Source organism: Pseudomonas vlassakiae, from assembly GCF_014269035.2.
GTDB classification, from domain to species: Bacteria; Pseudomonadota; Gammaproteobacteria; order Pseudomonadales; family Pseudomonadaceae; genus Aquipseudomonas; species Aquipseudomonas vlassakiae.
Genome location: NZ_JABWRP020000004.1, coordinates 1 through 26,136, shown reverse-complemented (window position 1 = coordinate 26,136; position 26,136 = coordinate 1). Strand labels below are relative to the sequence as shown.

Here is a 26,136-nt window from a genome sequence, read left to right as displayed (position 1 = left end):
GTCAAGCCTGGGCAGGACTCGCCAGCAGCTCACCCATGCGCACAGCGGAACCTGCGCCCAGGGTCTGTGCCCATTTCACCTGCTCGGGCCCGAACAGCACGATCGCGGTCGAGCCCAGCTTGAAGCGGCCCAACTCTGCACCCTTTTCCAGGTGGATCGGCGCACGGCTGCCTTCGTCGTAACGGAAGGTCTTGAGTTCGCGCTTCGGCGGGGTGACCAGGCCAGCCCACACGGTTTCGATCGAAGCGACGATCATGGCACCCACCAGCACCACCGCCATCGGGCCGCGCTCGGTATCGAACAGGCACACGACACGCTCGTTGCGGGCGAACAACTCAGGAACGTTTTCGGCCGTGGTCTGGTTGACCGAGAACAGGCGGCCTGGCACGTAGACCATTTCGCGAAGGGTGCCGGCCAGCGGCATGTGCACGCGGTGGTAGTCCTTCGGCGACAGGTAGATGGTGGCGAACTCGCCGCCCATGAACGGCGCGGCCAGGGCCGGGTCGCCGCCGAGCAACTCGAGCGCGCTGAAGCTGTGGCCCTTGGCCTGGAAGATACGCCCGTGTTCGATCGGGCCCAGTTGGCTGACCGCGCCATCGGCCGGGCAGAGGATGGCGCCCGGGGTTTCGTCGAGCGGGCGTGCACCGGGTTTCAGGGCGCGAGTGAAGAAAGCGTTGAAGTGCTCGTAGGCGGTGAGGTCTTCGACCAGTGCTTCACTCATGTTCACCTGGTAACGCTTGGCGAACCAGGCGGTGAAGGCGTTCTTGAACCAGCGCGCACGGCACTCGGCGACACAGCCAGCCAGGCGCGACAGCAGATGGTGCGGCAGCAGGTACTGGCTGAGGATGAACAGACGGGATTTCATTGGGTTGATGGTCCTTGAACTTCGACAGGCGTGTCCGGGTGGTTGCCCCATTCGCTCCACGAACCGGCATAGGCCTTGATGCGTGGGTAGCCGAGGGACTTGGCCACCAGGTAGGTGAAACCGGAGCGGCGGTGGGTCTGGCAGTGGGTGATGACTTCCTTGTCCGGCGTGATGCCCAACTGTTGCAGGACTTCAGCGATGTCCTTGCGGATGCGCAGATGGTCGTTGAGGTCCATGCCGGCCGTCCATTCGAAATTGACGGCACCGGGAATGTGCCCGGCCTTGGCAGCCAGGACTTTTTCGCCGTTGAATTCCTGCGGGCCACGGGCATCCCAGATCACAAGGTCTTTTTCGCCCAGGCGGCTTTGCAGGTACTCACGCGTGGCAGTCGGTTCGCTATGCAGTTGCAGATGCACGGAGGCAGTGCCCGGCGTTGGCACGTCGGTGGAGAGCTTGTCAGCCGGCCAGGCCTGGATGCCGCCATTGAGGTAGTGGTAGCGCGAATGGCCGATCACATCGAGCAGCCAGATGAAGCGCCCGGCCCAGCCGCCACCTTCGTCGTCGTATACCACGTAGACGGCATCGTCACGGTGGCCCAGTTCACTGAACAGCTTTTCCAGATCGCCCAGGGCCGGCAACAGGCCGGGCGCCGGCGGCTGGCCGAGCTGGGTGCGCTTGCCTTCGACGAAGCGGGCGCCAGGGATGTGGCCGCTGACATAGCGGTTGGCGCTGCTCAGGTCGACCAGGATCAACTGGGGTGAATCCAGGCGCGGCAGCAAGTCTGCGGCTTCGATCACCAAAGGCAGGCCGGAAAAGTCAGTCATCCACGGTCTCCAGTGTGGAAAGAGGGGCGATTGTAGCGCAAGGCTCAGGCGCCGCGGTTGGCAAACACCGCCAACGCACGCTCGATACATTGCGAAGTCTTGCCGAAGGCTTGCACGCTGACATCGGTCAGTGGCTTGCCGCCCTGGTCGGCCACGGCCAGCATCAGCACTTGGTCGCTGACTGCCAGCGACCGCAGCAGCAGGTGCTCACTTCGGAACAGTGCCTGCAACGGTGCCGGTAGCAGTGCCGAGAACTGGGCGTGATTGTCGGGCGTCAGGCGCAATTGGCCGGCTTTGCTCATGAGCTTTTGCAACAGTCTGTTCTGCGCCAAGGGCAAGTCCATGGCGGCGGCCTCCTGGGGCAGGCCGGCGGTCTGCTGCACGCGCAGGTGGTCGCTGGCACGGTCCAGCGTCAGCAGCATGATGCGCTGCATGCCGCAGGCGAGCATGGCTTCGCGCGCCTGGGTGGCCAGGTGCACGGCGTTGGTGAACGGGCTGGGTTGCGCCAACAACGCCTGGCACAGCTTGCGCCAGCGGCCAAGGTCGTCGCTGGAGGGTGGTGGCGGCGTGAGCATGTCCGGGTGCGGGCGACGCTGCTGCCAAGGCCAGATCAGCGCTTCGGCGGGGTGGAACAGTGCGTGCCTGGCGTGACGCCGGGCGCTGGCGGCGGCTTGTTGGTGCACCTGCTGCTGCACGTCTTCCAGGGAGGTTTGCAGGTAGAGCGCGGTCAGCAGTTGCCAGCGCAACAAATGCGGGTTGTCCCAGCCGACCTGGGCTGCCAGCGCCAGGTTGTTGGCCAGCAGTACGGTGTTGGCCGGTTCGTTGAACCAGCGGCGCAATCCGGGTGCCTCGTCCAGGCGATGCTGCTGGTTGAGCAGGTCTTCTTCACGGGCAATGCTCAGTACCGAGGCCAGTTGGTCACGTTCTTCGAGCAGCAGGCGATAGCCTTGGGTCACCCATTTGGGCAGGCGCCAGTGTTCGGCCATCGCCTGGCACAGGGCGAAGATGCGCACGCCGAACAGTTCCTGCTCCACGTCGGCCGCGGTTTCGCCCTTGTGGATGACCCGCAGCTCCCAGGCGTCAAGCAGCTTGGGGTAGGCCAGGGCCAGTGGCCACAGAGGGGCGAGGAACAGCAGGCTGCCCCAGTGGATTTCCTGCCACAGGCGCGCCAGGCGGCTGGCGAAGAGGCCGCTGGCCTGTTGTGCGGCATGCTGGCTGATCAACAGGAATTGGCGCAGCACCGGCGGGATGTCGTCTTCCGGTACGGCGGGCAGGCGCATCAGCAGTTCCCTGCTACGTGCCAGGCCCAGGCGGTTCAGGGCAATTTCCAGGCTTTCAGCCGGTTCGGCCTGGCTGGCGTTGGCGGGGTGGTTGGCCTCGCGCATCACCGACAGCACCAGGGCGGGACTGTCCTGCATCAGTTCGGCGATGTCGCGCAACGAGCGGCGACTGTCGTTGATCGCGGCCATTACCCGGTCGTAACTCTGCTTGGGTACCGGCACGCGAACACCATCAAGCAGCTTGACCCAGGCCTCTAGGGTACGCGGATTCTGAGTGGGCACCTTGGATTCCATTGGCATTTTGGCATCAGTCCGAACTGGCTTTTCGCTTTGAGTGGCTATAGTCTGGCGCAGTTCTGCCGATAAGTAGAAGAAGAGTTTTAAAGCTCCCGTCCCTCTCCCTGACCACGACAGCAAGTGCTTTGATCCTATGGCTAAAATTATCGGCATCATCGTCGTATTCGCGAGCGTGCTCGGCGGATATGTACTCTCCCACGGCAAGATCGCGGCGCTGATCCAGCCGTTCGAAGTGCTGATCATTGGCGGTGCAGCCTTTGGCGCCTTCATGCAGGCGAACCCGGGTTACATGACCATGCATGTAATCAAGAAGTCGATGAAGATGTTCGGCTCTCGCTTCACCCATACGTTCTACCTGGAAGTGCTGGGCCTGGTGTACGAAATCCTCAACAAGAGCCGCCGCGAAGGCATGATGGCGATCGAGAGCGATATCGAAGACGCCGCCGCCAGCCCGATCTTCGCCAAGTACCCCGCAGTGCTGGGTGATGAGCGCATGACCGCGTTCATCTGCGACTACCTGCGCATCATGTCCACCGGCAACATGGCGCCCCATGAGCTCGAAGGCCTGTTCGACATGGAGCTGCTGAGCATGAAGGAAGAGCTCGAGCACCCGTCTCACGCCGTCAGCGGCATCGCCGATGGCATGCCCGGCTTCGGTATCGTCGCGGCGGTATTGGGTATCGTGGTGACCATGGCATCGCTGGGTGATGGTGACCAGAAGTCGATCGGCCTGCACGTGGGTGCGGCGCTGGTCGGTACCTTCTTCGGTATTCTCGCCGCCTATGGTTTCTTCGGCCCGCTGGCCAAGTGCCTTGAGCACGATGCCAAGGAAGAGCTCAATCTCTATGAGTCGATCAAGGCCTCGCTGGTGGCCTCGGCTTCCGGCATGCCGCCTTCGCTGGCCGTCGAGTTCGGGCGCAAGGTGCTGTATCCGAAGCATCGCCCAAGCTTCGCCGAGCTGGAACAAGCGGTTCGCGGTCGCTGAGTCATGGAGAACAATCAGCCGATAATCATCAAGCGCGTCAAGCGCTTCGGTGGCGGGCACCATGGCGGTGCCTGGAAGATCGCCTTCGCCGACTTTGCCACGGCGATGATGGCGTTCTTCCTGGTGCTGTGGCTGTTATCCACGGCTACGCCTGAACAAAAGATCGCCATTGCCGGCTACTTCAAGGACCCGATCGGTTTTTCCGAAAGTGGCACGCCTTACGTCATCGACCTGGGCGGCTCGCCGCAGATGGCGCCGGAAAAGACCATCAACCCGGAGATGAAGTCCGAACCTACGCCTGATACCAGCATCCAGCTGGACAAGGACCAGGTCGAGACCATGGCCGAACAGGTCGAGCGCGAACGCCTCGAACTGCTGTTGCAGGAACTGCAGAACAAGGTTGAGGAGAACCCGCAGCTGCAGAAGTTCAAGGACCAGATCCTGTTCGAGATCACCCAGGACGGCCTGCGCATCCAGATCATGGACGCTGAGAACCGGCCGATGTTCGACATCGGCAGTGCGCGCCTGCAGCCGTATTTCGAGGACATCCTGCTGGCCATGGCCGACACCATCAAGGCGGTGCCGAACAAGATCAGTATCAGCGGCCACACCGATGCCAAGCCGTACTCCGGCACCGGCGATTTCGGTAACTGGGAGCTGTCGGCCAACCGCGCCAACGCCGCGCGTCGAGCCCTGGTTGCCGGTGGCTACCCGGACGGCCAGGTGGCACGGGTGGTGGGGTATGCCTCGTCGTCGCTGTTCGACCGCAAGAACCCGTTCAACCCGGTCAACCGCCGTATCGACATCATCGTCCTGACCAAGAAGGCGCAGCGCAACATCGAGGGTGAGCAGGGCGCGCCCGAGGCGCCAGCGCAACCAGCTGCGCCTGCAGGTGCGGCGCCCGGGGCAGCAGCCCCGGCAGCCCCGGCGACAGGTGATGCTGCTGCCCAGGCGCCGATGCAGCCGCGTGAGCTGCGCCAGAAGCTGAATATCTTCGAGGATGGAACCTTGAAGATGGATGAGCAAAAGGACCAGTAGCATTGGGGGCACAAAGTGCCCTCAGGTTTGTCTTTGCAAATCAGAAGCTGTCTTCTGGCAGGCTGGCGATGATCGAGCGGTAGCTGTTCATCCGCTGCGGCTTGATACGGCCTTCTTCGAGTGCCTTGAGCAGTGCGCACCCTGGTTCGCGATCATGCTTGCAGTCGCGGAAGCGACAGGTACCGAACAGGTCGCGAAACTCGATGAAGCCATCTTCCACGTCGTCGCGGCTGACATGGCCGAGGCCGAATTCGCGGATGCCCGGCGAGTCGATCAGGTCGCCGCCGTTAGGGAAGTGATACAGCCGAGCCGTGGTGGTGGTGTGCTGACCCTGGCCAGACCATTCGGACAGCTCGCCTACGCGGGTGCCGGCATCTGGCAGCAGGCTATTGACCAGCGACGACTTGCCCACGCCCGACTGGCCGACGAACACACTGATGTGCCCGTCGAGCATCTGCTGCAGGCGTTGCATGCCGTCGCCGTGGTGTGCGGAGACCTCAAGCAGCGGATAGCCCAGTTCGCGGTAGACCTCTAGCAGCGCATGCAGGCCAGGGCCGTTCTGGTCGTCGATCAGGTCGGCCTTGTTCAGCAGCAGCAGCGGGCGGATGCCGGCGTGCTCGGCAGCCACCAGGTAACGGTCGATCAGGTTCGGGTGTGGCTCCGGCGCCGGGGCGAAGACGATCACGATCAGGTCGACGTTGGCCGCGACCGGCTTGAGCTGGCCGTGGTTGTTCGGCCGGCACAGTTCGGTGCTGCGCGGCATCTGCGCGACGATCACGCCGATGCCCTGGTTGCCAGCGCGCCAGACTACGCGGTCGCCAGTGACCAGTGCCGGCAGGTTGGCCCGCAGGTGGCAGCGAAATACCTGGCCGGCGGCTTCGCCGTCCTGGGCTTCTACCTCGACCTGCACACCGAAGTGAGCGATCACCAGGCCCAGTTGTTCCGGCCCCAGGTCCCCGCCCTCCAGCTCTTGCAGCACGTGCTGCTCGCGTTTGGCGGCGCGAGCGGCGCGTTCGTTCTGGATTTTTTCGATACGCCAGTTCTGGCGACGATTGAGCTGGCGTTTGGCCATGGACCTTCCAAGGTGGGGCAAGTTGAAAACGGCAGGCAGTTTAGCACGCCCGCTCGCAGACCATTCTGGTTACCTTTGCGCCGCGCATGCGCAGGCCGGCGTCGCTAGGCTAATATGACGGCCTATACGAGGAGCCCTTCATGCAGAACCCACAGAACCTGATCTGGATCGATCTGGAAATGACCGGCCTGGACCCGGACCACGACGTCATCATCGAGATGGCCACCATCGTCACCGACAGCGAGCTGAACACCCTGGCCGAAGGCCCGGTGATCGCCATCCACCACAGTGACGAAGTACTGGCGCGCATGGACGAGTGGAACACCCGCACCCACGGTGCCTCGGGCCTGACCCAGCGCGTGCGTGACAGCAAGATCAGCATGGCCGAAGCCGAAGCGCAGACCATCGCTTTCCTCGAACAATGGGTGCCCAAAGGCAAGTCGCCAATCTGCGGCAACAGCATCTGCCAGGATCGCCGCTTCCTCTATCGGCACATGCGCGGCCTGGAAAACTACTTCCACTATCGCAACCTCGATGTTTCCACCCTGAAGGAGCTGGCCGCGCGCTGGGCGCCGGATGTGCGTGACAGTTTCAAGAAGGGCAGCACCCACCTGGCGCTGGACGATATCCGCGAGTCGATCGCCGAACTGCGTCACTACCGCGAGCATTTCATCAAGGTATGAGCCGAAAGGGCGCAGATATTGTGCTTGCGCCCTCTTTTGGTGCCTCGGGCAACTGGTTAGACTGCGCGCCTTTTCCGTACGGACCCGCGCCATGTTGTTGATGCTCTACCTGATCGCCATCACCGCCGAAGCCATGACCGGTGCCCTGTCCGCCGGCCGTCGCGGCATGGACTGGTTTGGCGTCGTGCTGATCGCCTGCGTGACTGCCCTGGGCGGCGGCTCGGTGCGCGACGTGCTGCTGGGGCATTACCCGCTGACCTGGGTGAAGCACCCGGAATACCTGGTGCTGACCAGCTTTGCCGCACTGCTGACGATTTTCATTGCGCCGATGATGCGCCGTTTGCGTTCGCTGTTCCTGGTGCTGGATGCCCTGGGCCTGGTGGCCTTCACCCTGATTGGCTGCATGACTGCGCTGGAGATGGGGCAGGGCATGCTGGTGGCATCGATCAGCGGGGTGATCACCGGGGTGTTTGGTGGGATCCTGCGGGATATCTTCTGTAACGACATCCCGTTGGTGTTCCGTCGCGAGCTGTACGCCAGCGTGTCGTTCGCGGCGGCGTGGTTCTACCTGGGCTGCGTTTACTTCAAGCTACCGGCGGAGCAGGCGATGCTGCTGACCTTGTTCGGCGGCTTCCTGGTGCGTTTGCTGGCGATTCGTTTCCATTGGGAAATGCCCAAGTTTCATTACAACGACCAGCAGTAGGTACGCTTGCCTTGAGGGGGTGCTGGGCCTGTGAGATCGAGCGCCATCACCATCAAGGCATACGCCTAGCGGCCCTCACCCCCTTCAACGCCATGCCGTGCCAGGGCCCACTCCACATGCTCGCGCACCAGCTCCGATTGGTCCTCCCGGCGGGCTTTGAGCGCCTCGATCACCGGGATCGTCGAAGGCGCATTGCCCAGCCCTACCGCCAGGTTGCGCAAGAACCGCTCATACCCCGCACGCCGCAACGGCCCGCCTTCGGTCTTGCGCAGGAAGGTGCGCTCGTCCCAGAGGAACATTTCGGCCAGCTCGGCATTCTCCAACCCATGCCGCGGCTGGAAGTCTTGCTCCTGGCTGTAATTGGCAAAGCGATTCCACGGGCAGACGATCTGGCAGTCATCGCAGCCAAACACCCGATTGCCCATCATCGAGCGCAGCTCTACCGGAATGGGCCCGCGCAGCTCGATGGTCAGGTAGGAGATGCAGCGCCGCGCATCCAGCACGTAGGGCCCGACGAAAGCCTGGGTCGGGCAGACGTCCAGGCATGCCTGGCAGCGCCCGCAGTGTTCACTGGCATGCGCTTCGTCCACCGGCAGCGGCAGGTCGACGAACAGTTCGGCAAGGAAGAAGTAGCTGCCGGCCTTGCGGTTGAGCAGCAACGTGTTCTTGCCGATCCAGCCCAGCCCGGCCTGCTCGGCCAGGGCCTTTTCCAGCACCGGGGCGCTGTCGACGAAGGCGCGGTAACCGAACGGGCCGATCGCTTCCTGGATGCGGTCTGCCAGAAACTGCACGCGCTTGCGCACCAGCTTGTGGTAGTCGCGGCCCAGGGCGTAGCGCGACACGTAGGCCTTTTCCGGTTGGGCCAGGCGTTGTGCCATTTGCGTGTCAGCCGGCAGGTAGTCCATGCGCAGCGAGACCACGCGTACCGTGCCTGGAATCAGCTGGTCAGGGTGTGCGCGCTTGCTGCCATGGGCGCCGAGGTACTCCATTTCACCCTGGTAGCCGGCGTCGAGCCAGCGTTGCAGGTGCTGTTCGTGTTCGCCAAGGTCGACCCCGGCGATACCAACGTGGGCAAAACCCAGCTCCTGGCCCCAGATCTTGATGGATTGGGCCAGTTGGGCGAGGTCAGGAGTACAGGCGGACATGGATAGGCAGGCAATACGGGCTCAGGTGCGTATAATTCTGCCAGACATTGGAGCCTTTGACCCCATGCCGCAGACCAAACACCCCAGCAACGCCCCGCAACTGCTCAGCAGCGTGACCGTCGCACACCTGCCGGCGCGTCATGCGCATGCCCATAAAGGCGACTTCGGCCATGTGCTGGTCGTCGGTGGCGACCTGGGCACCGGCGGTGCCGTGCTGCTCAGTGCCGAGGCCGCGCTGCGCTGCGGTGCCGGGCTGGTCAGTGTGGCGACACGCCCGGAGCACGTCGTGGCCGGGCTGGCGCGCATGCCGGAGAGCATGTGCCTGGGGGTCGAGTCGGCCAATCAGTTGATCGGTGTGCTGGAGCGTGCTTCGGTGCTGGTGGTGGGCCCCGGCCTGGGCCAGGCCGCCTGGGGCCGCAGCCTGTTGTCTGCGGTGGCCAATGCTGAGCGGCCGCAGGTGTGGGATGCCGACGCGCTGAACCTGCTGGCACGCACGCCACTGGCGCTGCCCAGCGGCAGCATCCTTACCCCGCACCCGGGCGAGGCGGCGCGGCTGCTAGGCATATCCACCGAGGCAGTGCAGGCTGATCGCCCAGGTGCGGCGCGCAAGCTGGCGCGGCGCTATGCCAGTGTCTGCGTGCTCAAGGGCGCCGGCACCCTGGTGGCGGACCCGACCGGCCAGCTGGCGCTGTGCGAGCGGGGGCATCCGGCGATGGCCGGTGCCGGGCTGGGGGACGTGCTCACCGGCGTGCTGGCGGCGTTGCTGGCCCAAGGGCTGGACGCCTGGAGCGCGGCCGGCCTGGGCGTATGGCTGCACGCCTGTGCAGGGGAGCGCCTGGGCGTCAGAGGTAGAGGCCTGGCAGCCAGTGATCTGGCGCCGGTCATTCGTGAGTTGTTGGAGGAGCATTCTGCGTGTCTGGCTTAACCCTGTTGCTGGCCGATGAAGCGGCCACGGTCGCGTTCGGCGCAAAACTGGCCGAGGTGACCGGCGGTCGCGGCGTGATTTTTCTGGAAGGTGACCTGGGGGCGGGCAAGACCACCCTCTCGCGTGGCCTGATTCGTGGGCTGGGCCATACTGGTGCAGTGAAAAGTCCTACGTTCACCGTGGTAGAACCCTACGAAATCGGTGAGGTGCGCGCCTTCCACTTCGACCTGTATCGCCTGGTCGATCCGGAAGAGCTGGAGTTCATGGGGATTCGTGACTATTTCGAAGGTGACCCACTGTGCCTGTTCGAATGGCCACAAAAGGGTGCGGGCGTTTTGCCAAAGCCCGACCTGACCATTACCATAAGCCCCCAAGCGAGCGGCCGCTCGCTTGACCTTACGCCGCAGGGGGCTCGCGGCGAGGCCTGGTGCACCGCACTGGCCGAACACTATAAACAGTAAGTGGGGTAGGTATGCGCATACGCGCACTGGTCGCTGTCGTTGGATTGCTGCTGACAGCGGTGACCGTTGACGCTCTGGCCGTCACTCAAGTCAAGAGCGTGCGCCTGTGGCGCGCGCCGGACAACACGCGGTTGGTCTTCGATCTGTCCGGCCCCGTGCAGCATAGCGTCTTCACCCTCAGCGCACCCGACCGTCTGGTGATCGACATCAATGGCGCGACGTTGGCCGCGCCGCTGAACGTGTCGACCGCAAACACCCCGATCAGCAGCGTGCGCTCGGCCCAACGTACCCCTACCGACCTGCGTGTGGTGGTCGACCTGAAAAAGTCGGTCACGCCCAAGAGCTTTACCCTGGCGCCCAATGCCCAGTACGGCAACCGCTTGGTGGTCGACCTGTACGACCAGGAAGCCGACGCCATAGCCGCCACTGCACCGACCCCGCCGCCCACGCCGGTACAGACCCCGGCAACCACGCCTGCAGTACCGGTGAGCCCGGCTCAGCCGGCAATCAAGCTACCGCCGGTGCCGAGTGGCAAGCGTGACATCGTGGTCGCCATCGATGCCGGGCATGGCGGCGAAGACCCGGGTGCATCCGGCTCGCGTGGCCAGCACGAAAAAGACATCGTGCTGCAGATCGCCAAGGAACTGCAGCGCCAGATCAACACCGAAAAGGGCTACCGCGCCGAGCTGACGCGCACCGGTGATTACTTCATCCCGCTGCGCAAACGTACCGAGATCGCCCGCAAGAAGGGTGCCGACCTGTTCATCTCGATCCACGCTGACGCCGCGCCGTCGCGCGCCGCCTTTGGCGCCTCGGTGTTCGCCCTGTCCGACCGTGGTGCAACGTCCGAGACCGCGCGCTGGCTGGCCGACACGGAAAACCGTTCCGACCTGATCGGGGGGGCCGGCAACGTCAGCCTCGACGACAAGGACCGTATGCTTGCGGGCGTGCTGCTTGACCTGTCGATGACGGCCACGTTGAGCTCCAGCCTGAACGTCGGGCAAAAGGTGCTCGGCAACATGGGGCGTGTCACCTCGCTGCACAAGCAACGGGTGGAACAGGCAGGCTTCATGGTGTTGAAGTCGCCGGACATCCCGTCGATCCTCGTTGAAACCGGGTTCATCTCGAACAACAACGAGGCGGCCAAGCTGGCCACCGCCAGCCATCAGCAGGCCTTGGCGCGCTCGATCCATACCGGCGTGCGCCAGTACTTCCAGCAGAACCCGCCGCCAGGCACCTATATCGCCTGGCTGCGCGATAGCGGCAAGATTGCCCAGGGGCCACGTGAGCACACCGTCCGCCCCGGCGAAACCCTGGCGATGCTCGCCGTGCGCTATCAGGTCAGCGTGACCAGCCTGCGCAGCGCCAACAGCCTGAAGACCGATGAGTTGAAGGTCGGCCAGCACCTCGATATTCCCGCTACCACGCTGGCTTCGCAATGAGTGGTGGTTCGCGCATCCAGCTGCTCAGCCCGCGGCTGGCTAACCAGATCGCTGCGGGCGAAGTGGTCGAGCGGCCGGCATCGGTGGCCAAGGAACTGCTGGAAAACAGCCTGGACTCCGGTGCCCGGCGCATCGACGTGGAGGTCGAGCAGGGCGGTGTGAAACTGCTCCGGGTGCGCGACGATGGCAGCGGCATTTCCGCTGAGGACCTGCCGCTGGCCCTGGCCCGTCACGCCACCAGCAAGATTCGTGAACTGGAAGACCTTGAAGGCGTATTGAGCCTGGGCTTCCGGGGGGAGGCGCTGGCATCGATCAGCTCGGTGGCGCGCCTGACCCTCACGTCGCGCACCGCCAGCGCAAGTGAGGCCTGGCAGGTCGAGACCGAAGGCCGCGACATGACCCCGCGCGTGCAACCCGCCGCACATCCGGTCGGCACTTCGGTGGAAGTACGCGACCTGTTCTTCAATACCCCGGCCCGGCGCAAGTTCCTCAAGGCCGAAAAGACCGAGTTCGATCACCTGCAGGAAGTCATCCGCCGCCTGGCCCTGGCCCGCTTCGATGTCGGCTTCCATCTGCGCCACAACGGCAAGAGCATCCTCAGCCTGCATGAGGCTCATGACGAAGCTGCCCGTGCAAGGCGGGTGGGCGCGATTTGCGGCCCGGGTTTCATGGAGCAGGCGCTGCCCATCGATGTCGAGCGCAATGGCCTGAGACTGTGGGGCTGGGTCGGCCTGCCGACGTTCTCGCGCAGCCAGGCCGACTTGCAGTACTTCTTCGTCAATGGCCGTGCGGTGCGCGACAAACTGGTCGCCCATGCCGTGCGCCAGGCCTATCGCGATGTCCTGTTCAACGGCCGGCACCCGACGTTCGTGCTGTTCCTTGAGCTTGAGCCGAACGGCGTCGACGTTAACGTGCACCCGACCAAGCACGAAGTGCGCTTCCGGGAAGGCCGCTCGGTGCATGACTTCCTCTATGGCACGCTGCACCGTGCCCTGGCTGACGTGCGCCCTGAAGATCAGCTGGCCGCGCCTGCTGCCGTGCCTGAAGTGGTTCGCCCGACCGGGCTGCAAGTCGGCGAGTTCGGCCCGCAGGGTGAAATGCGCCTGGCCTCGCCGGTGCTCGAACAGCCGCAGCGTTCCATTGCCAATGGCGGCAGTGGCGCCGGTTACCAGTACCAGTACACCCCGCGCCCGGCGCAGCCGCTGCCGGTCGCCGAGGCGCAGGCGGTCTACCGCGAGTTCTACAAGCCACTGAACGATAATGCGCCAGCTGCTTCGACGCTGCCGGAAAGCCAAGGGGACATTCCGCCGCTGGGCTATGCCCTGGCGCAGCTCAAAGGCATCTACATCCTCGCCGAGAATGCCGTCGGCCTGGTGCTGGTGGACATGCACGCGGCCCACGAGCGCATCATGTACGAGCGCCTCAAGGTGGCGATGGCCAGCGAAGGCCTGAGCGGCCAGCCGCTGCTGGTGCCGGAAACCCTGGCATTGAGCCAGCGCGAGACCGATTGTGCCGAGGAGCACAGCCAGTGGTTCCAGCGCCTGGGTTTCGAGCTGCAGCGCCTGGGGCCCGAGACGCTGGCGATCCGCCAGATCCCGGCACTGCTCAAGCAGGCCGAGGCCAATCGCCTGGTTCAGGATGTGCTCGCCGACCTGATGGAGTACGGCACCAGCGACCGCATCCAGGCGCACCTCAACGAACTGCTTGGCACCATGGCCTGCCATGGCGCCGTGCGCGCCAACCGGCGCCTGGCCATTCCCGAGATGAACGCCCTGCTGCGCGACATGGAAAATACCGAGCGCAGCGGCCAGTGCAACCACGGCCGTCCGACCTGGACCCAGATGGGCCTGGACGACCTGGACAAACTATTCCTGCGCGGTCGATGACATGAGCGGCAAACCCCCTGCGATATTCCTCATGGGCCCGACGGCGGCTGGCAAGACCGACCTCGCCATCGAGCTGACCAAGGTCCTGCCTTGCGAGCTGATCAGTGTCGATTCGGCGCTGGTCTATCGCGGCCTGGACATTGGTTCGGCCAAGCCTTCCAAAGCGATTCTGGCGGCTTACCCGCACCGGCTTATCGATATCCGCGACCCTGCTGAAAGCTACTCGGCCGCGCAGTTTCGCGCTGACGCCCTGGAAGCGATGGCCGATATCACTGCGCGGGGCAAGATTCCGCTGCTGGTCGGTGGCACCATGCTGTATTACAAGGCGCTGATCGACGGGCTGGCAGACATGCCGGCGGCCGATGCTGCGGTGCGCGCAGAACTCGAGGCCCAGGCCACTGCGCTGGGCCTGGCCGAGTTGCACCGGCAGTTGGCCGAGGTCGACCCCGAATCGGCGGCGCGTATTCACCCCAACGACCCACAGCGGCTGATCCGGGCGCTCGAGGTCTACCGGGTGAGTGGCGAGAGCATGACAGCCCATCGCCACCGTCAATTCGCGGAAAGTAGCGCCGCAGACGCAGGCGCTGGCGGGCATTTGCCCTATACTGTCGCGAGTTTGGCGATTGCGCCTGCGGATCGTCACATTTTGCACGAGCGAATTGCGCTACGATTTTCGCAGATGCTGGAACAGGGCTTCGTCGATGAGGTCCGATCGTTGCGAGCCAGAAGTGACTTGCACGCCGGACTGCCGTCTATACGGGCAGTGGGTTATCGGCAGGTCTGGGACTACCTCGACGGCAAGCTGACTGAGAATGAGATGCGTGAACGCGGTATCATTGCCACTCGCCAGCTGGCCAAGCGGCAGTTCACCTGGTTGCGTGGCTGGCCTGGCGTGCACTGGCTTGACAGCCTGGCCTGCGACAATCTGTCCCGCACCTTGAAATACCTTGGGGCGGTCTCCATATTGAGCTGAGTCCCTGCTGATTGCCGTCTATTCTTGCGAAGGGGCGGCCTGACTTATCAATTTTTCTGATTTTTCTATTTATCCTTACAGGAGTGCGGCATATGTCAAAAGGGCATTCGCTACAAGACCCTTACTTGAACCAACTGAGAAAAGAAAAGGTCCCGGTATCGATCTATCTGGTCAACGGGATCAAGCTGCAGGGCTCGATCGAATCCTTCGACCAGTTCGTGGTGCTGCTGAAGAACACCGTCAGCCAGATGGTCTACAAGCACGCCATCTCGACCGTGGTGCCTGCCCGTCCGGTTCGCCTGCCAAGCCCGTCCGATTCCGAACACGGCGACAGCGAGCCAGGCAACGCCTGATAGGAGCCTGCATTGTTCTTTGAGCGCCACGGTGGTGGTGAGCGAGCGTTGCTCGTTCACTTGGAAGGTCAGAACCCTGAGGCGCGCGAAGACCCGCAGGAGTTTCAGGAACTGGCACTGTCGGCCGGAGCCGACATCGTCTCGTTGGCCACGGTAGCCAGGCATCAGCCTACGGCCAAATACCTGATTGGCAGCGGCAAGGTCGAGGAGTTGCGCGACCTGGTCAAAGCCGAACAGGTAGACCTGGTGATTTTCAATCACACCCTCACGCCCAGCCAGGAGCGCAACCTCGAGCGAGTCTTCGAGTGTCGTGTGCTTGACCGAACCGGGCTGATCCTCGATATCTTCGCCCAGCGGGCGCGTACCCATGAAGGCAAGCTGCAGGTCGAACTGGCCCAGCTCGACCACATGAGCACGCGGCTGGTGCGCGGCTGGACCCACCTCGAGCGGCAAAAGGGGGGGATTGGCTTGCGCGGCCCGGGTGAAACCCAGCTGGAAACCGACCGCCGTCTGTTGCGGGTACGTATCCGCCAGATCAAGGGGCGCCTGGAAAAGGTGCGCAGCCAGCGTGAGCAGGCCCGTCGTGGCCGCAAGCGTGCGGATATCCCATCGGTGTCGCTGGTCGGCTATACCAACGCCGGCAAGTCCACGCTGTTCAATGCCCTGACTGAATCCGAGGTCTACGCGGCGGACCAGTTGTTCGCCACGCTCGACCCGACCCTGCGCCGGCTCGAATTGGCCGACCTGGGGCCGATCGTGCTGGCCGATACCGTGGGTTTCATTCGCCACCTGCCGCACAAGCTGGTCGAGGCATTTCGGGCTACGCTCGAAGAGTCGAGCAACTCGGACCTGCTGCTGCATGTGATCGACGCCCATGAGCCAGAGCGCATGGAGCAGATCGAGCAAGTGCTGGCCGTGTTGGGCGAGATTGGTGCCGAAAGCTTGCCGATCCTTGAGGTCTATAACAAACTCGACCTGCTCGAAGATGTCGAGCCACAGATTCAGCGCGATGCCGATGGCAAGCCGCAGCGGGTCTGGGTGTCGGCACGAGATGGACGTGGCCTGGAGCTGGTCGGCCAGGCGATTGCCGAGTTGCTGGGGGATGATCTGTTTGTCGGTACCCTGTGTCTGGAGCAGCGTTTTGCCCGCTTGCGCGCGCAATTCTTTGCCCTGGGTGCCGTGCAGAGTGAGGAGCATGACGAAGAAGGGCGCAGCCTGCTGAGTGTTCGCCTGCCCAGGGTCGAGTTGAATCGCCTGGTCAGTCGCGAAGGCATGGAGCCGCAAGTGTTTGTCGAGCAACACACTTTGCAATAAATGCCCGGTGAGGTCACCGGGCAGCAGTGGCAGGCATTCTGTAGCATTGGACGGCGCGCCGTGGGCGCGTCTTTGCTTTATCAGATGGAGAGCGCTATGGCTTGGAACGAGCCGGGTGGCAACTCGAACAATCAGGATCCCTGGGGCGGCCGTCGCGGTGGCGGCGGTGGTGGCGACAAGAAGGGTCCACCGGATCTGGACGAGGCCTTCCGCAAGCTGCAGGACAGCCTGAACGGCATGTTCGGCAGTGGCAAGAAACGTGGCGGCGGTGACCGCAATGTCGGCAAGGGGGGCGGCTTCGGCCTGCTGGGCATCGGCCTGGCGGTGCTTGCTGCAATCTGGCTGTACAGCGCCGTGTACGTGGTCGATGAGCAGGAGCAGGCCGTGGTGCTGCGCTTCGGCAAGTATTATGAGACGGTCGGTCCCGGCCTGAACATCTACTTCCCGCCAATTGATCGCAAGTACATGGAAAACGTCACGCGCGAGCGTGCCTACACCAAGCAGGGTCAGATGCTCACCGAAGACGAGAACATCGTCGAGGTGCCGCTGACCGTCCAGTACAAGATCAGCAACCTGCAGGACTTCGTGCTCAACGTCGACCAGCCTGAGGTCAGCCTGCAGCATGCGACCGACAGCGCCCTGCGCCACGTGGTGGGTTCCACCTCGATGGACCAGGTGCTGACCGAGGGCCGTGAGCAGATGGCCGTGGATATCCGCGAGCGCCTGCAGCGTTTCCTCGACAACTACCGCACGGGTATCACCGTCACCCAGGTCAACGTACAGAGCGCGGCAGCCCCGCGTGAAGTGCAGGAAGCCTTCGACGACGTGATCCGTGCCCGCGAAGATGAGCAGCGTGCCCGTAACCAGGCCGAGTCCTACGCCAACGGCGTGGTGCCGGAAGCCCGCGGTCAGGCCCAGCGCATCATCGAGGATGCCAACGGTTACCGCGACGAAGTCATCGCCCGCGCCAAGGGTGAGGCTGACCGCTTCAGCAAACTGGTCAGCGAGTACCGCAAGGCACCTGAGGTGACCCGTCAGCGTCTGTACCTGGAGACCATGCAAGAGGTCTACAGCAATTCGAGCAAGGTCCTGGTCACGGCCAAGGATGGGCAGAACAACCTGCTCTACCTGCCGCTGGACAAGATGGTCGAAGGCAGCCGCAACACGGCCGTGCCCGGCGCCAGCGTCAGCCCGTCGGTCAACGATGCGGCCGCGCGTGCGGCGCAGGACCTGCAACAGCAACAGCCGCCACTGCGTACTAGGGAGAGCCGCTGATGAGCAACCGATCGCTGATCGCCCTGATTGCCGCCGTGGTTCTGGCCATTGTGGCCTGGAACAGCTTCTACATCGTGTCCCAGACCGAGCGTGCAGTGCTGCTGCGCTTCGGTAAGGTGGTCCAGGCGGATGTCCAGCCGGGCCTGCATGTGAAGATTCCGTACGTGAACCAGGTACGCAAGTTCGACGCCCGCCTGATGACCCTCGACGCCCCGACCCAGCGGTTCCTGACCCTGGAGAAGAAAGCGGTGATGGTCGACGCCTACGCCAAGTGGCGCGTCAAGGATGCCGAGCGCTTCTACACCGCCACTTCCGGCATGAAGCAGATTGCCGACGAGCGTCTGTCGCGTCGTCTGGAAAGCGGCCTGCGTGACCAGTTCGGTAAACGTACCCTGCACGAGGTGGTTTCCGGTGAACGTGACGCGTTGATGGCTGACATCACCGCATCGCTGAACCGCATGGCCAGCAAGGAGTTGGGTATCGAGGTCATCGACGTGCGCGTCAAGGCCATTGACCTGCCGAAGGAAGTCAACCGCAGCGTGTTCGACCGCATGAGTACCGAGCGTGAGCGTGAGGCCCGCGAGCACCGCGCCAAAGGTAACGAGCTGGCCGAAGGTATTCGCGCCGATGCCGACCGTCAGCGCCGTGTTCTGCTGGCCGAAGCCTACCGCGAGGCGGAAGAGACTCGCGGTGACGGCGACGCCCAGGCGGCCGCCATCTACGCCAAGGCCTACACCCAGGACGCCGATTTCTATGCGTTCTACCGTAGCCTGCAGGCGTACCGCGACAGCTTCTCGAGCAAGAGCGACGTGCTGGTACTGGATTCGAAGAACGAGTTCTTCCGCTTCCTGGACAAGAGCAAGCCGTGACGCTCAGGCCCTGATTTCCATGCAGCGGCGCCCCGCCTGGCAGCTAAAACACCAGGCGGGGTGCATCCTGTATGAAAAGGGGTGTATGATGAGGCAGCCGGGAAATTTCCCGGCTTTTTTGCGTCTGCAAGGTTGATTGGCAAAGCGCCAGTTGACGGTTTGGTCAGGTCGCAAGGCAATTTGAGGGTGTCGGGTACGGTGGTTGCGCTGGGATCAGTGCTGCCCGCTGCTGTGCGCGATACCGGCTTTACTGACGGCTCGCCAGCTGGCAAGCCGCCCGGACCAGAGGGGAAATGGCGTAATGGCAACGGTAGACCGCTGGCTGCTGCCAGATGGCATCGAGGAAGTACTGCCACCTGAGGCTGCGCGTATCGAGATCGCGCGCCGCCAGGTGTTGGACCTGTTCCAGAGTTGGGGCTACGAACTGGTCGTCACCCCGCATATCGAGTACCTGGAGTCGCTGCTCACCGGCGCCGGCCAGGACCTGGATCAGCGCACCTTCAAGGTGGTCGACCCGCAGTCCGGTCGCCTGATGGGCTTCCGCGCCGACTTCACCCCGCAGGTCGCGCGCATCGACGCCCATACCCTGCGCCGCGAAGGCCCGAGCCGCCTGTGCTATGCCGGCAGCGTGCTGCACGCCCAGCCACGTGCCCTGTCCACCTCGCGCAGCCCGATTCAGCTGGGTGCCGAGCTGTACGGCGACGCCAGCCCGACCAGCGATGTCGAAGTGATCAGCCTGATGCTCGCCACGCTGCAGCTGACCGACGTTGCCGACGTGCACATGGACCTCGGCCACGTCGGGATCTATCGCGGCCTGGCCCGTGCCGCCGGCCTGTCGGGCGCGGTCGAACAGCAGTTGTTCGATGCCCTGCAGCGCAAATCGGTTGATGAAGTACAGGCGCTGACTGCCGATTTGCCGAAGGACCTGGGCAACATGCTGCGCGCCCTGGTCGAGCTGTGCGGTGGCCGGGAAGTGCTGGCCGAAGCGCGAGTGCGCCTGGGCCGTGCCCCGGCCAGCGTATTGGCGGCGCTCGACGACCTGCTGGCGATCGCCGATCGCCTGGCGTCGCGCTTCCCGGAGCTGCCGCTGTACTTCGACCTCGGCGAGCTGCGCGGTTATCACTATCACACGGGCGTGGTGTTCGCCGTGTTTGTTCCGGGCGAAGGTCAGTCCATCGCCCAGGGCGGCCGCTATGACGATATCGGCGCCGACTTTGGCCGGGCACGCCCGGCCACTGGTTTCTCCACGGATTTGAAGACCCTGGTCACACTGGGGCGAGCGGAGGTCGTATTGCCAACTGGCGGCATCTGGATGCCGGACAGTGGCGACGCGGCCCTCTGGCAGCAGGTCTGCCAGTTGCGCAACGAGGGCCAGCGTGTGGTCCAGGCTTTGCCTGGCCAGCCGTTGAGTGCTGCTCTCGAGGCGGATTGTGATCGGCAATTGATTCAGCAAGACGGGCGCTGGCAGGTTCTGCCGCTGGCCCAGTGAGTTTCTGCGTCGGCAGTAGGCCGGCAACCAAGTTTGCGTGAATGAGGACCAATGTAATGGGTAAGAATGTCGTCGTCCTGGGCACCCAGTGGGGTGATGAGGGCAAAGGCAAGATCGTCGATCTGCTGACCGAACATGCTGCCGCCGTAGTGCGCTACCAAGGTGGTCACAACGCGGGCCACACCCTGGTGATCAACGGTGAGAAAACCGTCCTGCACCTGATTCCCTCGGGCATCCTGCGTGAAGGCGTACAGTGCCTGATCGGCAACGGCGTGGTCGTTGCACCGGACGCCTTGATGCGTGAAATCACCAAGCTGGAAGAGAAGGGCGTACCGGTGCGCGAGCGCCTGCGCATCTCCCCGGCTGCGCCGCTGATCCTGTCGTACCACGTGGCCCTGGACCAGGCCCGTGAAAAAGCCCGTGGCGAAGCCAAGATCGGCACCACCGGCCGCGGCATCGGCCCAGCCTACGAAGACAAGGTCGCACGCCGCGGCCTGCGCGTTGGCGACCTGTTCCACCGTGAGCGTTTCGCCGCCAAGCTGGGCGAGCTGCTGGACTACCACAACTTCCAGCTGGTGAACTACTACAAAGAGCCGGCCATCGACTTCCAGCAGACCCTGGACGAGTGCATGGCCTACGCCGAACAGCTCAAGCCGATGATGCTCGACGTTACCGCCGAGCTGCACAACCTGCGTCGCGCCGGCAAGGACATCATGTTCGAAGGCGCCCAGGGTTCGCTGCTGGACATCGACCACGGTACCTACCCGTACGTCACCAGCTCCAACACCACTGCTGGCGGCATCTCCACCGGTTCCGGCGTGGGTCCGATGTACCTCGACTACATCCTGGGCATCACCAAGGCCTACACCACTCGCGTGGGTTCCGGTCCGTTCCCGACCGAACTGTTCGACGAGACCGGCGCCACCCTGGCCAAGCGCGGCCACGAGTTCGGTTCGACCACCGGCCGTGCCCGCCGTTGCGGCTGGTTCGATGCCGTCATCCTGCGTCGCGCCATCGACGTCAACAGCATCTCGGGCATCTGCCTGACCAAGCTGGACGTGCTGGACGGCCTGGAAACCATCAACATCTGCGTTGGCTACAAGAACGAGAACGGTGCCGTCATTGACGCCCCGTCCGATGCCGACAGCTACATCGGCCTGGAGCCGGTGTACGAAGAGATGCCAGGCTGGAGCGAATCGACCCTGGGCGTGAAAACCCTGGAAGAGCTGCCGCAAGCTGCGCGTGACTACATCAAGCGCATCGAAGAGCTGGTCGGCGCGCCGATTGATATCATTTCGACCGGCCCGGACCGCAACGAGACCATCGTCCTGCGTCATCCGTTCGCCTGATCTGCCCTCCAGGCTGATCTGACGCCGCGCTCCTGAAAGGGGGCGCGGCGTTTTCATTTGTGGCGCGCGCTGGCGGCATTGCTAGACCTTGGCGCTTATCCCTGCTGTGTACGGCACAACCCTTGCTGTAAGAAGTTTCTGTAGATGCCATCAAAATAGTGGCGCCAGAAAACACGAGGGTTACACCGTGTCTGCCATCCTTTCACTGTTACGAAGCCGCCTCTTGCGGCCTGTGTTTGTTGCCCTTGGTATCGCCCTTTTGGTGCAAGTGCTGGTGGCCGTTGCGCTGACCCGCAGCACCGTGACGGCTTTGGAGGCCGACCTGGGGGAGCGCCTGGGCAAGGACAGCCGCCAGCTCGCCAGCGAGCTGGAGCAGGCCGGGCAAGACGTGCGCGGGGGCCTCGAGAGCCTCTCCAGCAGCACCCGTCAGCGCTTGAGCGCGGGCCTTTCCACGCGGCTGCAGGACGAACAGCAGCAGTTGCGGGCCACCCTGGAGAAAAACCTCAAGGATTCGGCCAACGACATGGCCGAGCTGCTGGCATCGGTCGCCCCGCGGGCGATCTGGGACAACGATGTGCCGATGCTCTCCGACTTCGCCCGCCGCGCCCAGCGCAACCCCAACGTGCTGTTCGTGATTTATGACGATGCCCAGGGCCAGCACCTGACCCGTTACTTGAACCGGCAGAACCCGATCAACCAGGCCTTGATCGAGAAGGGCCAGGGCGAGCGAGCGCTGGATAAGGTGCTCGATGCTGCGCGTCGCGATCCATCGGTGTATTTCGTCGAAGCGTCGATCAACCCCAATGGTGCCGAGATCGGCAAAGTGCTGATGGGGGTTTCCACGGCCGGTGTTGATCAGGAGCTCAAAGCTCTCGACCAGCGTTTCAGTGCCCTGATCGCCAGCGGTGAGCAACTGGTTGGCGATAGCCTGGGTGCGGCGGCCGCCGACAGTGGCAAGGCCCTGCGCGAGCGCCTGCAAACCGCGCAGGCCAGCGCCACCGCAATGCAGGCCAACACCGCACAGACCGTGCGCGATGCGGCTGCCGAGCTGCGCTGGCGGATTGGCCTGGGCCTGGTGGTGGTCGGACTGGGTGTGCTGCTGGTGGTCGCCGTGGTGCTGGGGCGCCGTGTGCTCAGCAAGCTGCGCCTGCTGATCGCTGCCCTCAACGATCTGGCTGCGGGTGAAGGCGACCTGACCAAGCGCGTGACCCTCGACAGCCGCGACGAGATCGGTGACATGGCGTCGGCGGTCAACCGCTTTGTCGACAAGCTGCAGCCTATCGTCCGCGAAGCCGGTGAGGTGGCTCAGCGCACTGGGGTCGAGATCGGCACCATGGCCCAACGCAACGCCGGTGCCGATGCCGCAGCGGCATTGCAGCGTGACGAAGTGGCCGCCAGCCTGCGCGATCTTTCGAGCATGGCTGACGAGGCCCAGGCCGAGAGCCATGCCATGCAGGCGGCGTTGCAGCAGGTCGTGGACATTCGCCAGGCAACCGATGAGAACAGCCGTTCCTCGACGCAACTGGCGAGCCTGATCGAGAACCTGGCCGGTCAGGTCGAAACGGGTTCGCAGGTGATCGAGCGTCTTGCCAAACAGAGCGAGCAGATCGAAGTGGTGCTGACCGTCATCCATGGTATTGCCGAGCAGACCAACTTGCTGGCCCTCAACGCAGCAATCGAGGCGGCACGCGCTGGCGAGACAGGTCGCGGCTTTGCCGTGGTGGCCGATGAGGTGCGAGCGCTGGCGAGCAAGACCCAAAGCTCTACCGGCGACATCCAGGCGCACATTGCCGCCCTGCAGAAAGGTGCCAAGGAAGCGGTGGCCACCATCAGTCAGGCCGGGATCAAGGCCAACGAAGGGCTGTTGGTGCTGCGGGATAACGAGCGTCGCCAGCAGTCGGTGCAGGCTGCAGTGGAGCAGGTGCACGCGGCTATCGGGCTGGCTACCCGCGCTGCCGAGCAACAGGCTCATGGCGCCCAGGCGGTGAGGGGCAGGGTGGAGAACATCCATGCCCAGGCCGAACGCTCGGCTGAGGTGGTGATGCAGACCACGGCCAGCAGCAAGGTGCTGGATGATCTGGCGGCCCAATTGCGCGCCAGCCTGGGTCAGTTCAGGGCTTGAAACCAGCACGGTCGCTTCTTGTGGGAGCGGCCTTGCGTCGCGAAAGGACCGCAAAGCGGCCCCGGGATATCTGCATGAACGCATCTATTACTGGGGCCGCTTCGCGGCCCTTTCGCGACACGAGGTCGCTCCTGCAGCGAGTCATGTTGCTATGCTGTCGGCGACACATGACAAAGGGAGTTGCTCATGTCCGCCCAACTGGTCGCCGCCCAGGCCGACCTGAATTTCCTGCACAGTGACAGCGTACAGCTCACTGCCCCGATGACCGCCCTGCAAGCCTACTGCGCCATGACCTCGGACGTCCCCGGCTGGCTCGCCAGGGCCTTCCGCATCCGCGACTTCATCTCACGCCGTTTCAATGTCGCCGATATCCACGGCTTCAGTCGCCGCGATCCAGCGCATGTGCCAGCCGTTGGCGAGCACCTGGACTTCTTCACCGTCGAGGCCATCAGCGACCAGCAACTGGTGCTGACGTCGCGCGATACGCACTTGGCGGTGATGGTGTGTATGGATGTGTCGACAGGGGAGTGCAGCCTCCCGCAGTTGAAAGTGACCACATCGGTAAAGTGTTTCAACACCTTCGGCCGTTTGTACATGGTGCCGGTAGGAAGGGTTCATGGTGTGATCGTGCGGCGGATGCTGGGCAACCTGCAAGGCCATCGTTTCAAGCATCGGTAAGCAACATATTCTTACCTCATAAATCAGAGTTTTTACCCGATCTTGTAGGCAATTTCCCAAAGTTTGCTTATGGGCGTGCGTGCTATTGCCTGGCTTGGCACAGGGAACTAGTGTCAACCGGGCCTCGAGGTGACGGTGCTGATCCGCCGTCTGCTTTTCAGGCGCAACCGCAAGACGACAATGCGAGAGCTCTGTCGTCTTTCAGCCCAAATATTGCCAAGGAGAGGTAAGCATGGCTTTCGATGCTTATATTCAAATCACCGAAATTGCTGGCGAAGCACTGGACGAGCAGTTCACCAACTGGATCGAGATTGCTGGCTACAAGTTCGGCGCCAACCAGAGCACCTCTGCCACCGCAAGCTCTGCGGGCGGCGCATCATCAGGCCGTACCACACTCACCAATTTCTCCTTCACCAAGTACCTGGACAGCGCCAGCTGCAAGCTGCTGGAAGCCAGCTGTGCCGGCCAGCACCTGAAGGAAGTGAAGTTGGTGCTGTGCCGTGCGGGTGGCGACAAGCTCAAGTACTTCGAAGTGGTCCTCGAAGAAGTGATCATCGCCGACTACGCCCAGAGCGCCAGCACCGGGGTGCCCATGGAGGTGGTGCAACTGAACTATGGCCGCATCAAGACCACCTACACGCGGCAGAAGCGCCTCGATGGCAGCGCCGGTGGCAATGTAACCGGTGGCTGGGATCGCATCAGTAACAAGAAGTATGCGTGAGGTGCGACCATGTCCGAGGCTCGTAGCTACATTAATCCCAAAGCGCAGTCCTATGAGTCGCTGAGGGCCGATACACCCATGAACGGGAACCAGCGGGCCAAGTTTGATGTTTTGAATGCGCATATCGTCAACACTGTTGTTTTCCCTGGCGAACTGATAATCGTGGGTGACCCAAGCACACCGTCCTGTACTGCTCATGAGGCATTTCTCATGGGTAAGGCGTTGGGTATACACCTTGATATCGAATTGAACGGCGGTGGGCTTGACGGGTTCCTTCTGGAGAATTTTGAGCTGCTGCAGAGCTTGCTGGCTCGTGGGTCCATCGGCGCTGGTACCGCTAGTGACGCTTGGAGTAAGCATCTTGAAGCGATCAAGAAAACGTTAGAGGAGATAGAACGACTCCACCGAAATTATTTGCATCAGGGTACGTTGAAAGCTCGTGATGTATTCTACTCGAAACGTACAGCGTTATTTCTGACGTTGGAGGCGCAGCTAGACAGTATGGCTGCGTATGGGGCTGGATTGCGCAATCGGGGTAAAATCAAGCATGCACTGGATATATCCACCAAAAGATTTCTTCACGGTGGTGAGATTAAAGGGTACGCAGAAAAAATATCTGGCGTGGCTAAGGCGGCTAATTGGGTAAAAAAAGGTGGATATCTGGGGATGGCGCTTGAAGTGGCGTCAACCGAGCTGGCAATTCGTAACGCTTGCGTGCTTGGGCGGGAGGATGAATGTAAAAAGGCTAAGTATGTCGAAAGGAGTTCGCTAGTCGCGGGTTTGGGGCTAGGAGGAATTGGTGGGAAAGTCGGGGGCGTATTGGGGCCAATAGCTTGTGTTTCCTTAGGCGTTCCCACCGCTGGAACGGCAACTTTCGCATGCGCGGTATTGGGGGGAGCGGCTGGAGGTATTGCTGGGGGTGAGTTTGGCGAGATGTTGGGAGAAAGAGTAGGGGAGATTTTGTACGAGGCAGTGCGATGAGTAACTTGCACCTGGCAGTGCTTGGGGTATTCGCGATTATTTCGCCGTATTTTATGTTTGGTGTATGGATATACGTTGCACATCGATATCTGGATCGTATCGAATCAGCCTTGTCAAATAGTCGAATGGTGGCTGTAAATAGAGAAATATACTCTCATGCAGGGTTGCCCGGGAAAGTCATGCGGCTAGGGTCAATTTCTGCAATGCTATCTATGAAATATTTTTGCGTTCGAAAGGGTCTATTAGATGGCGATGACCTTGCTAAGGCTCCCGCCGACCTGCAGAAGTTGTTAGTGCGCTTGTGGTCTGTACAAATTTTTCTGATTGCACTGATTGTGCTGTTTTTTGTTTGGATAGAGTACTGGAGGTAAGCTCGTGTGTCGTTCAAAATCCAGGCTGCTTGCCA

General features: G+C 62.8%; 24 protein-coding genes and 1 pseudogene. 20 read left to right on the top strand and 5 right to left on the bottom strand.

Translation table 11 applies throughout. From position 1 onward, the window contains the following. Position 1: 1 nt before the first annotated feature. Genes asd through HU738_RS06400 form a run of 3 tightly spaced genes read right to left on the bottom strand, consistent with a single transcriptional unit; the run spans position 2 to position 3,269 of the window. Positions 2 to 865 carry an archaetidylserine decarboxylase gene (gene asd, locus HU738_RS06410; RefSeq protein WP_176509994.1) on the bottom strand — a complete coding sequence of 288 codons (864 nt, stop codon included), beginning with the start codon at positions 863 to 865 and terminating at the stop codon, positions 2 to 4. Beyond that, positions 862 to 1,689 (bottom strand): rhodanese-like domain-containing protein, encoded by an 828-nt coding sequence (locus tag HU738_RS06405; protein ID WP_186601654.1) that lies wholly within the window; start codon positions 1,687 to 1,689, stop codon positions 862 to 864. Before HU738_RS06405 ends, asd begins: the two co-directional genes overlap by 4 nt. Positions 1,690 to 1,733: 44 nt before the next feature. Further along, positions 1,734 to 3,269 (bottom strand): HDOD domain-containing protein, encoded by a 1,536-nt coding sequence (locus HU738_RS06400; RefSeq protein ID WP_176509996.1) that lies wholly within the window; start codon positions 3,267 to 3,269, stop codon positions 1,734 to 1,736. A 130-nt stretch (positions 3,270 to 3,399) separates the two neighbouring features. Between HU738_RS06400 and motA the strand changes: the two genes are divergently transcribed. Both motA and motB read left to right on the top strand, forming a co-directional pair. Next, the gene (gene motA, locus HU738_RS06395; RefSeq protein ID WP_054887874.1) at positions 3,400 to 4,251 is read left to right on the top strand and encodes a flagellar motor stator protein MotA; all 852 of its coding nucleotides are present in this window, start codon (positions 3,400 to 3,402) and stop codon (positions 4,249 to 4,251) included. 3 nt (positions 4,252 to 4,254) lie between these two features. Beyond that, entirely contained in the window at positions 4,255 to 5,289 is a 1,035-nt protein-coding gene (motB, locus tag HU738_RS06390) for a flagellar motor protein MotB (protein WP_186601653.1), read from the top strand. Positions 5,290 to 5,329: 40 nt separating this feature from the next. On the opposite strand, the gene rsgA is transcribed toward motB, so the two are convergent. Beyond that, positions 5,330 to 6,361, bottom strand: coding sequence for a small ribosomal subunit biogenesis GTPase RsgA (gene rsgA, locus HU738_RS06385; RefSeq protein ID WP_054887872.1), 1,032 nt, complete (start codon positions 6,359 to 6,361; stop codon positions 5,330 to 5,332). A gap of 140 nt (positions 6,362 to 6,501) precedes the next feature. On the opposite strand from rsgA, the gene orn reads away from it, so the two are divergent. Continuing rightward, positions 6,502 to 7,044: an oligoribonuclease gene (gene orn / locus HU738_RS06380; protein ID WP_054887871.1), complete on the top strand. Its 543-nt coding sequence runs from the start codon at positions 6,502 to 6,504 to the stop codon at positions 7,042 to 7,044. A 91-nt stretch (positions 7,045 to 7,135) separates the two neighbouring features. Continuing rightward, the gene (locus HU738_RS06375) at positions 7,136 to 7,747 is read left to right on the top strand and encodes a trimeric intracellular cation channel family protein (protein ID WP_054887870.1); all 612 of its coding nucleotides are present in this window, start codon (positions 7,136 to 7,138) and stop codon (positions 7,745 to 7,747) included. Positions 7,748 to 7,812: 65 nt separating this feature from the next. On the opposite strand, the gene queG is transcribed toward HU738_RS06375, so the two are convergent. After that, entirely contained in the window at positions 7,813 to 8,892 is a 1,080-nt protein-coding gene (gene queG, locus HU738_RS06370; RefSeq protein WP_186601652.1) for a tRNA epoxyqueuosine(34) reductase QueG, read from the bottom strand. A gap of 64 nt (positions 8,893 to 8,956) precedes the next feature. Between queG and HU738_RS06365 the strand changes: the two genes are divergently transcribed. The 16 genes and pseudogenes from HU738_RS06365 (at position 8,957) to HU738_RS06295 (ending at position 25,730) form a co-directional block, all read left to right on the top strand. Further along, on the top strand, positions 8,957 to 9,817 hold the full coding sequence (locus HU738_RS06365; RefSeq protein ID WP_176510000.1) for an NAD(P)H-hydrate dehydratase: 861 nt from the start codon (positions 8,957 to 8,959) through the stop codon (positions 9,815 to 9,817). Beyond that, complete coding sequence (tsaE, locus tag HU738_RS06360) at positions 9,805 to 10,278, top strand: tRNA (adenosine(37)-N6)-threonylcarbamoyltransferase complex ATPase subunit type 1 TsaE (RefSeq protein WP_054887867.1); 474 nt, start codon at positions 9,805 to 9,807, stop codon at positions 10,276 to 10,278. The genes HU738_RS06365 and tsaE overlap by 13 nt, the downstream gene beginning before the upstream one ends. Positions 10,279 to 10,289: 11 nt before the next feature. After that, the gene (locus HU738_RS06355) at positions 10,290 to 11,720 is read left to right on the top strand and encodes an N-acetylmuramoyl-L-alanine amidase (protein WP_176510001.1); all 1,431 of its coding nucleotides are present in this window, start codon (positions 10,290 to 10,292) and stop codon (positions 11,718 to 11,720) included. Further along, positions 11,717 to 13,606 (top strand): DNA mismatch repair endonuclease MutL, encoded by a 1,890-nt coding sequence (gene mutL, locus HU738_RS06350; RefSeq protein ID WP_186601651.1) that lies wholly within the window; start codon positions 11,717 to 11,719, stop codon positions 13,604 to 13,606. Before HU738_RS06355 ends, mutL begins: the two co-directional genes overlap by 4 nt. Before the next feature lies 1 nt (position 13,607). Further along, positions 13,608 to 14,579: a tRNA (adenosine(37)-N6)-dimethylallyltransferase MiaA gene (gene miaA, locus HU738_RS06345; protein WP_186601650.1), complete on the top strand. Its 972-nt coding sequence runs from the start codon at positions 13,608 to 13,610 to the stop codon at positions 14,577 to 14,579. Between the two features lie 92 nt (positions 14,580 to 14,671). Further along, positions 14,672 to 14,932 (top strand): RNA chaperone Hfq, encoded by a 261-nt coding sequence (hfq, locus tag HU738_RS06340; RefSeq protein WP_027920748.1) that lies wholly within the window; start codon positions 14,672 to 14,674, stop codon positions 14,930 to 14,932. A 12-nt stretch (positions 14,933 to 14,944) separates the two neighbouring features. After that, complete coding sequence (gene hflX / locus HU738_RS06335; protein WP_054887863.1) at positions 14,945 to 16,246, top strand: ribosome rescue GTPase HflX; 1,302 nt, start codon at positions 14,945 to 14,947, stop codon at positions 16,244 to 16,246. 96 nt (positions 16,247 to 16,342) lie between these two features. After that, positions 16,343 to 17,521, top strand: a complete 1,179-nt coding sequence (gene hflK, locus HU738_RS06330) for an FtsH protease activity modulator HflK (protein ID WP_186601649.1) — start codon at positions 16,343 to 16,345, stop codon at positions 17,519 to 17,521. Beyond that, positions 17,521 to 18,390, top strand: a complete 870-nt coding sequence (gene hflC / locus HU738_RS06325; RefSeq protein WP_176510004.1) for a protease modulator HflC — start codon at positions 17,521 to 17,523, stop codon at positions 18,388 to 18,390. Before hflK ends, hflC begins: the two co-directional genes overlap by 1 nt. Positions 18,391 to 18,691: 301 nt before the next feature. Next, positions 18,692 to 19,879: an ATP phosphoribosyltransferase regulatory subunit gene (locus HU738_RS06320; RefSeq protein ID WP_054887860.1), complete on the top strand. Its 1,188-nt coding sequence runs from the start codon at positions 18,692 to 18,694 to the stop codon at positions 19,877 to 19,879. Between the two features lie 56 nt (positions 19,880 to 19,935). After that, positions 19,936 to 21,228, top strand: coding sequence for an adenylosuccinate synthase (locus HU738_RS06315; protein WP_003249542.1), 1,293 nt, complete (start codon positions 19,936 to 19,938; stop codon positions 21,226 to 21,228). 523 nt (positions 21,229 to 21,751) lie between these two features. Further along, a pseudogene (locus HU738_RS26300) lies at positions 21,752 to 22,444 on the top strand (methyl-accepting chemotaxis protein); the annotation flags it as partial. A gap of 21 nt (positions 22,445 to 22,465) precedes the next feature. Next, the gene (locus tag HU738_RS26295; RefSeq protein ID WP_373874234.1) at positions 22,466 to 23,350 is read left to right on the top strand and encodes a methyl-accepting chemotaxis protein; all 885 of its coding nucleotides are present in this window, start codon (positions 22,466 to 22,468) and stop codon (positions 23,348 to 23,350) included. A 186-nt stretch (positions 23,351 to 23,536) separates the two neighbouring features. Then, positions 23,537 to 24,028, top strand: coding sequence for a DUF2867 domain-containing protein (locus HU738_RS06305; protein ID WP_176510006.1), 492 nt, complete (start codon positions 23,537 to 23,539; stop codon positions 24,026 to 24,028). Positions 24,029 to 24,260: 232 nt separating this feature from the next. Next, positions 24,261 to 24,749 carry an Hcp family type VI secretion system effector gene (locus HU738_RS06300; protein ID WP_152958509.1) on the top strand — a complete coding sequence of 163 codons (489 nt, stop codon included), beginning with the start codon at positions 24,261 to 24,263 and terminating at the stop codon, positions 24,747 to 24,749. Positions 24,750 to 24,758: 9 nt separating this feature from the next. Then, the gene (locus HU738_RS06295; protein ID WP_186601647.1) at positions 24,759 to 25,730 is read left to right on the top strand and encodes a hypothetical protein; all 972 of its coding nucleotides are present in this window, start codon (positions 24,759 to 24,761) and stop codon (positions 25,728 to 25,730) included. The last annotated feature ends 406 nt before the right edge of the window (positions 25,731 to 26,136 follow it).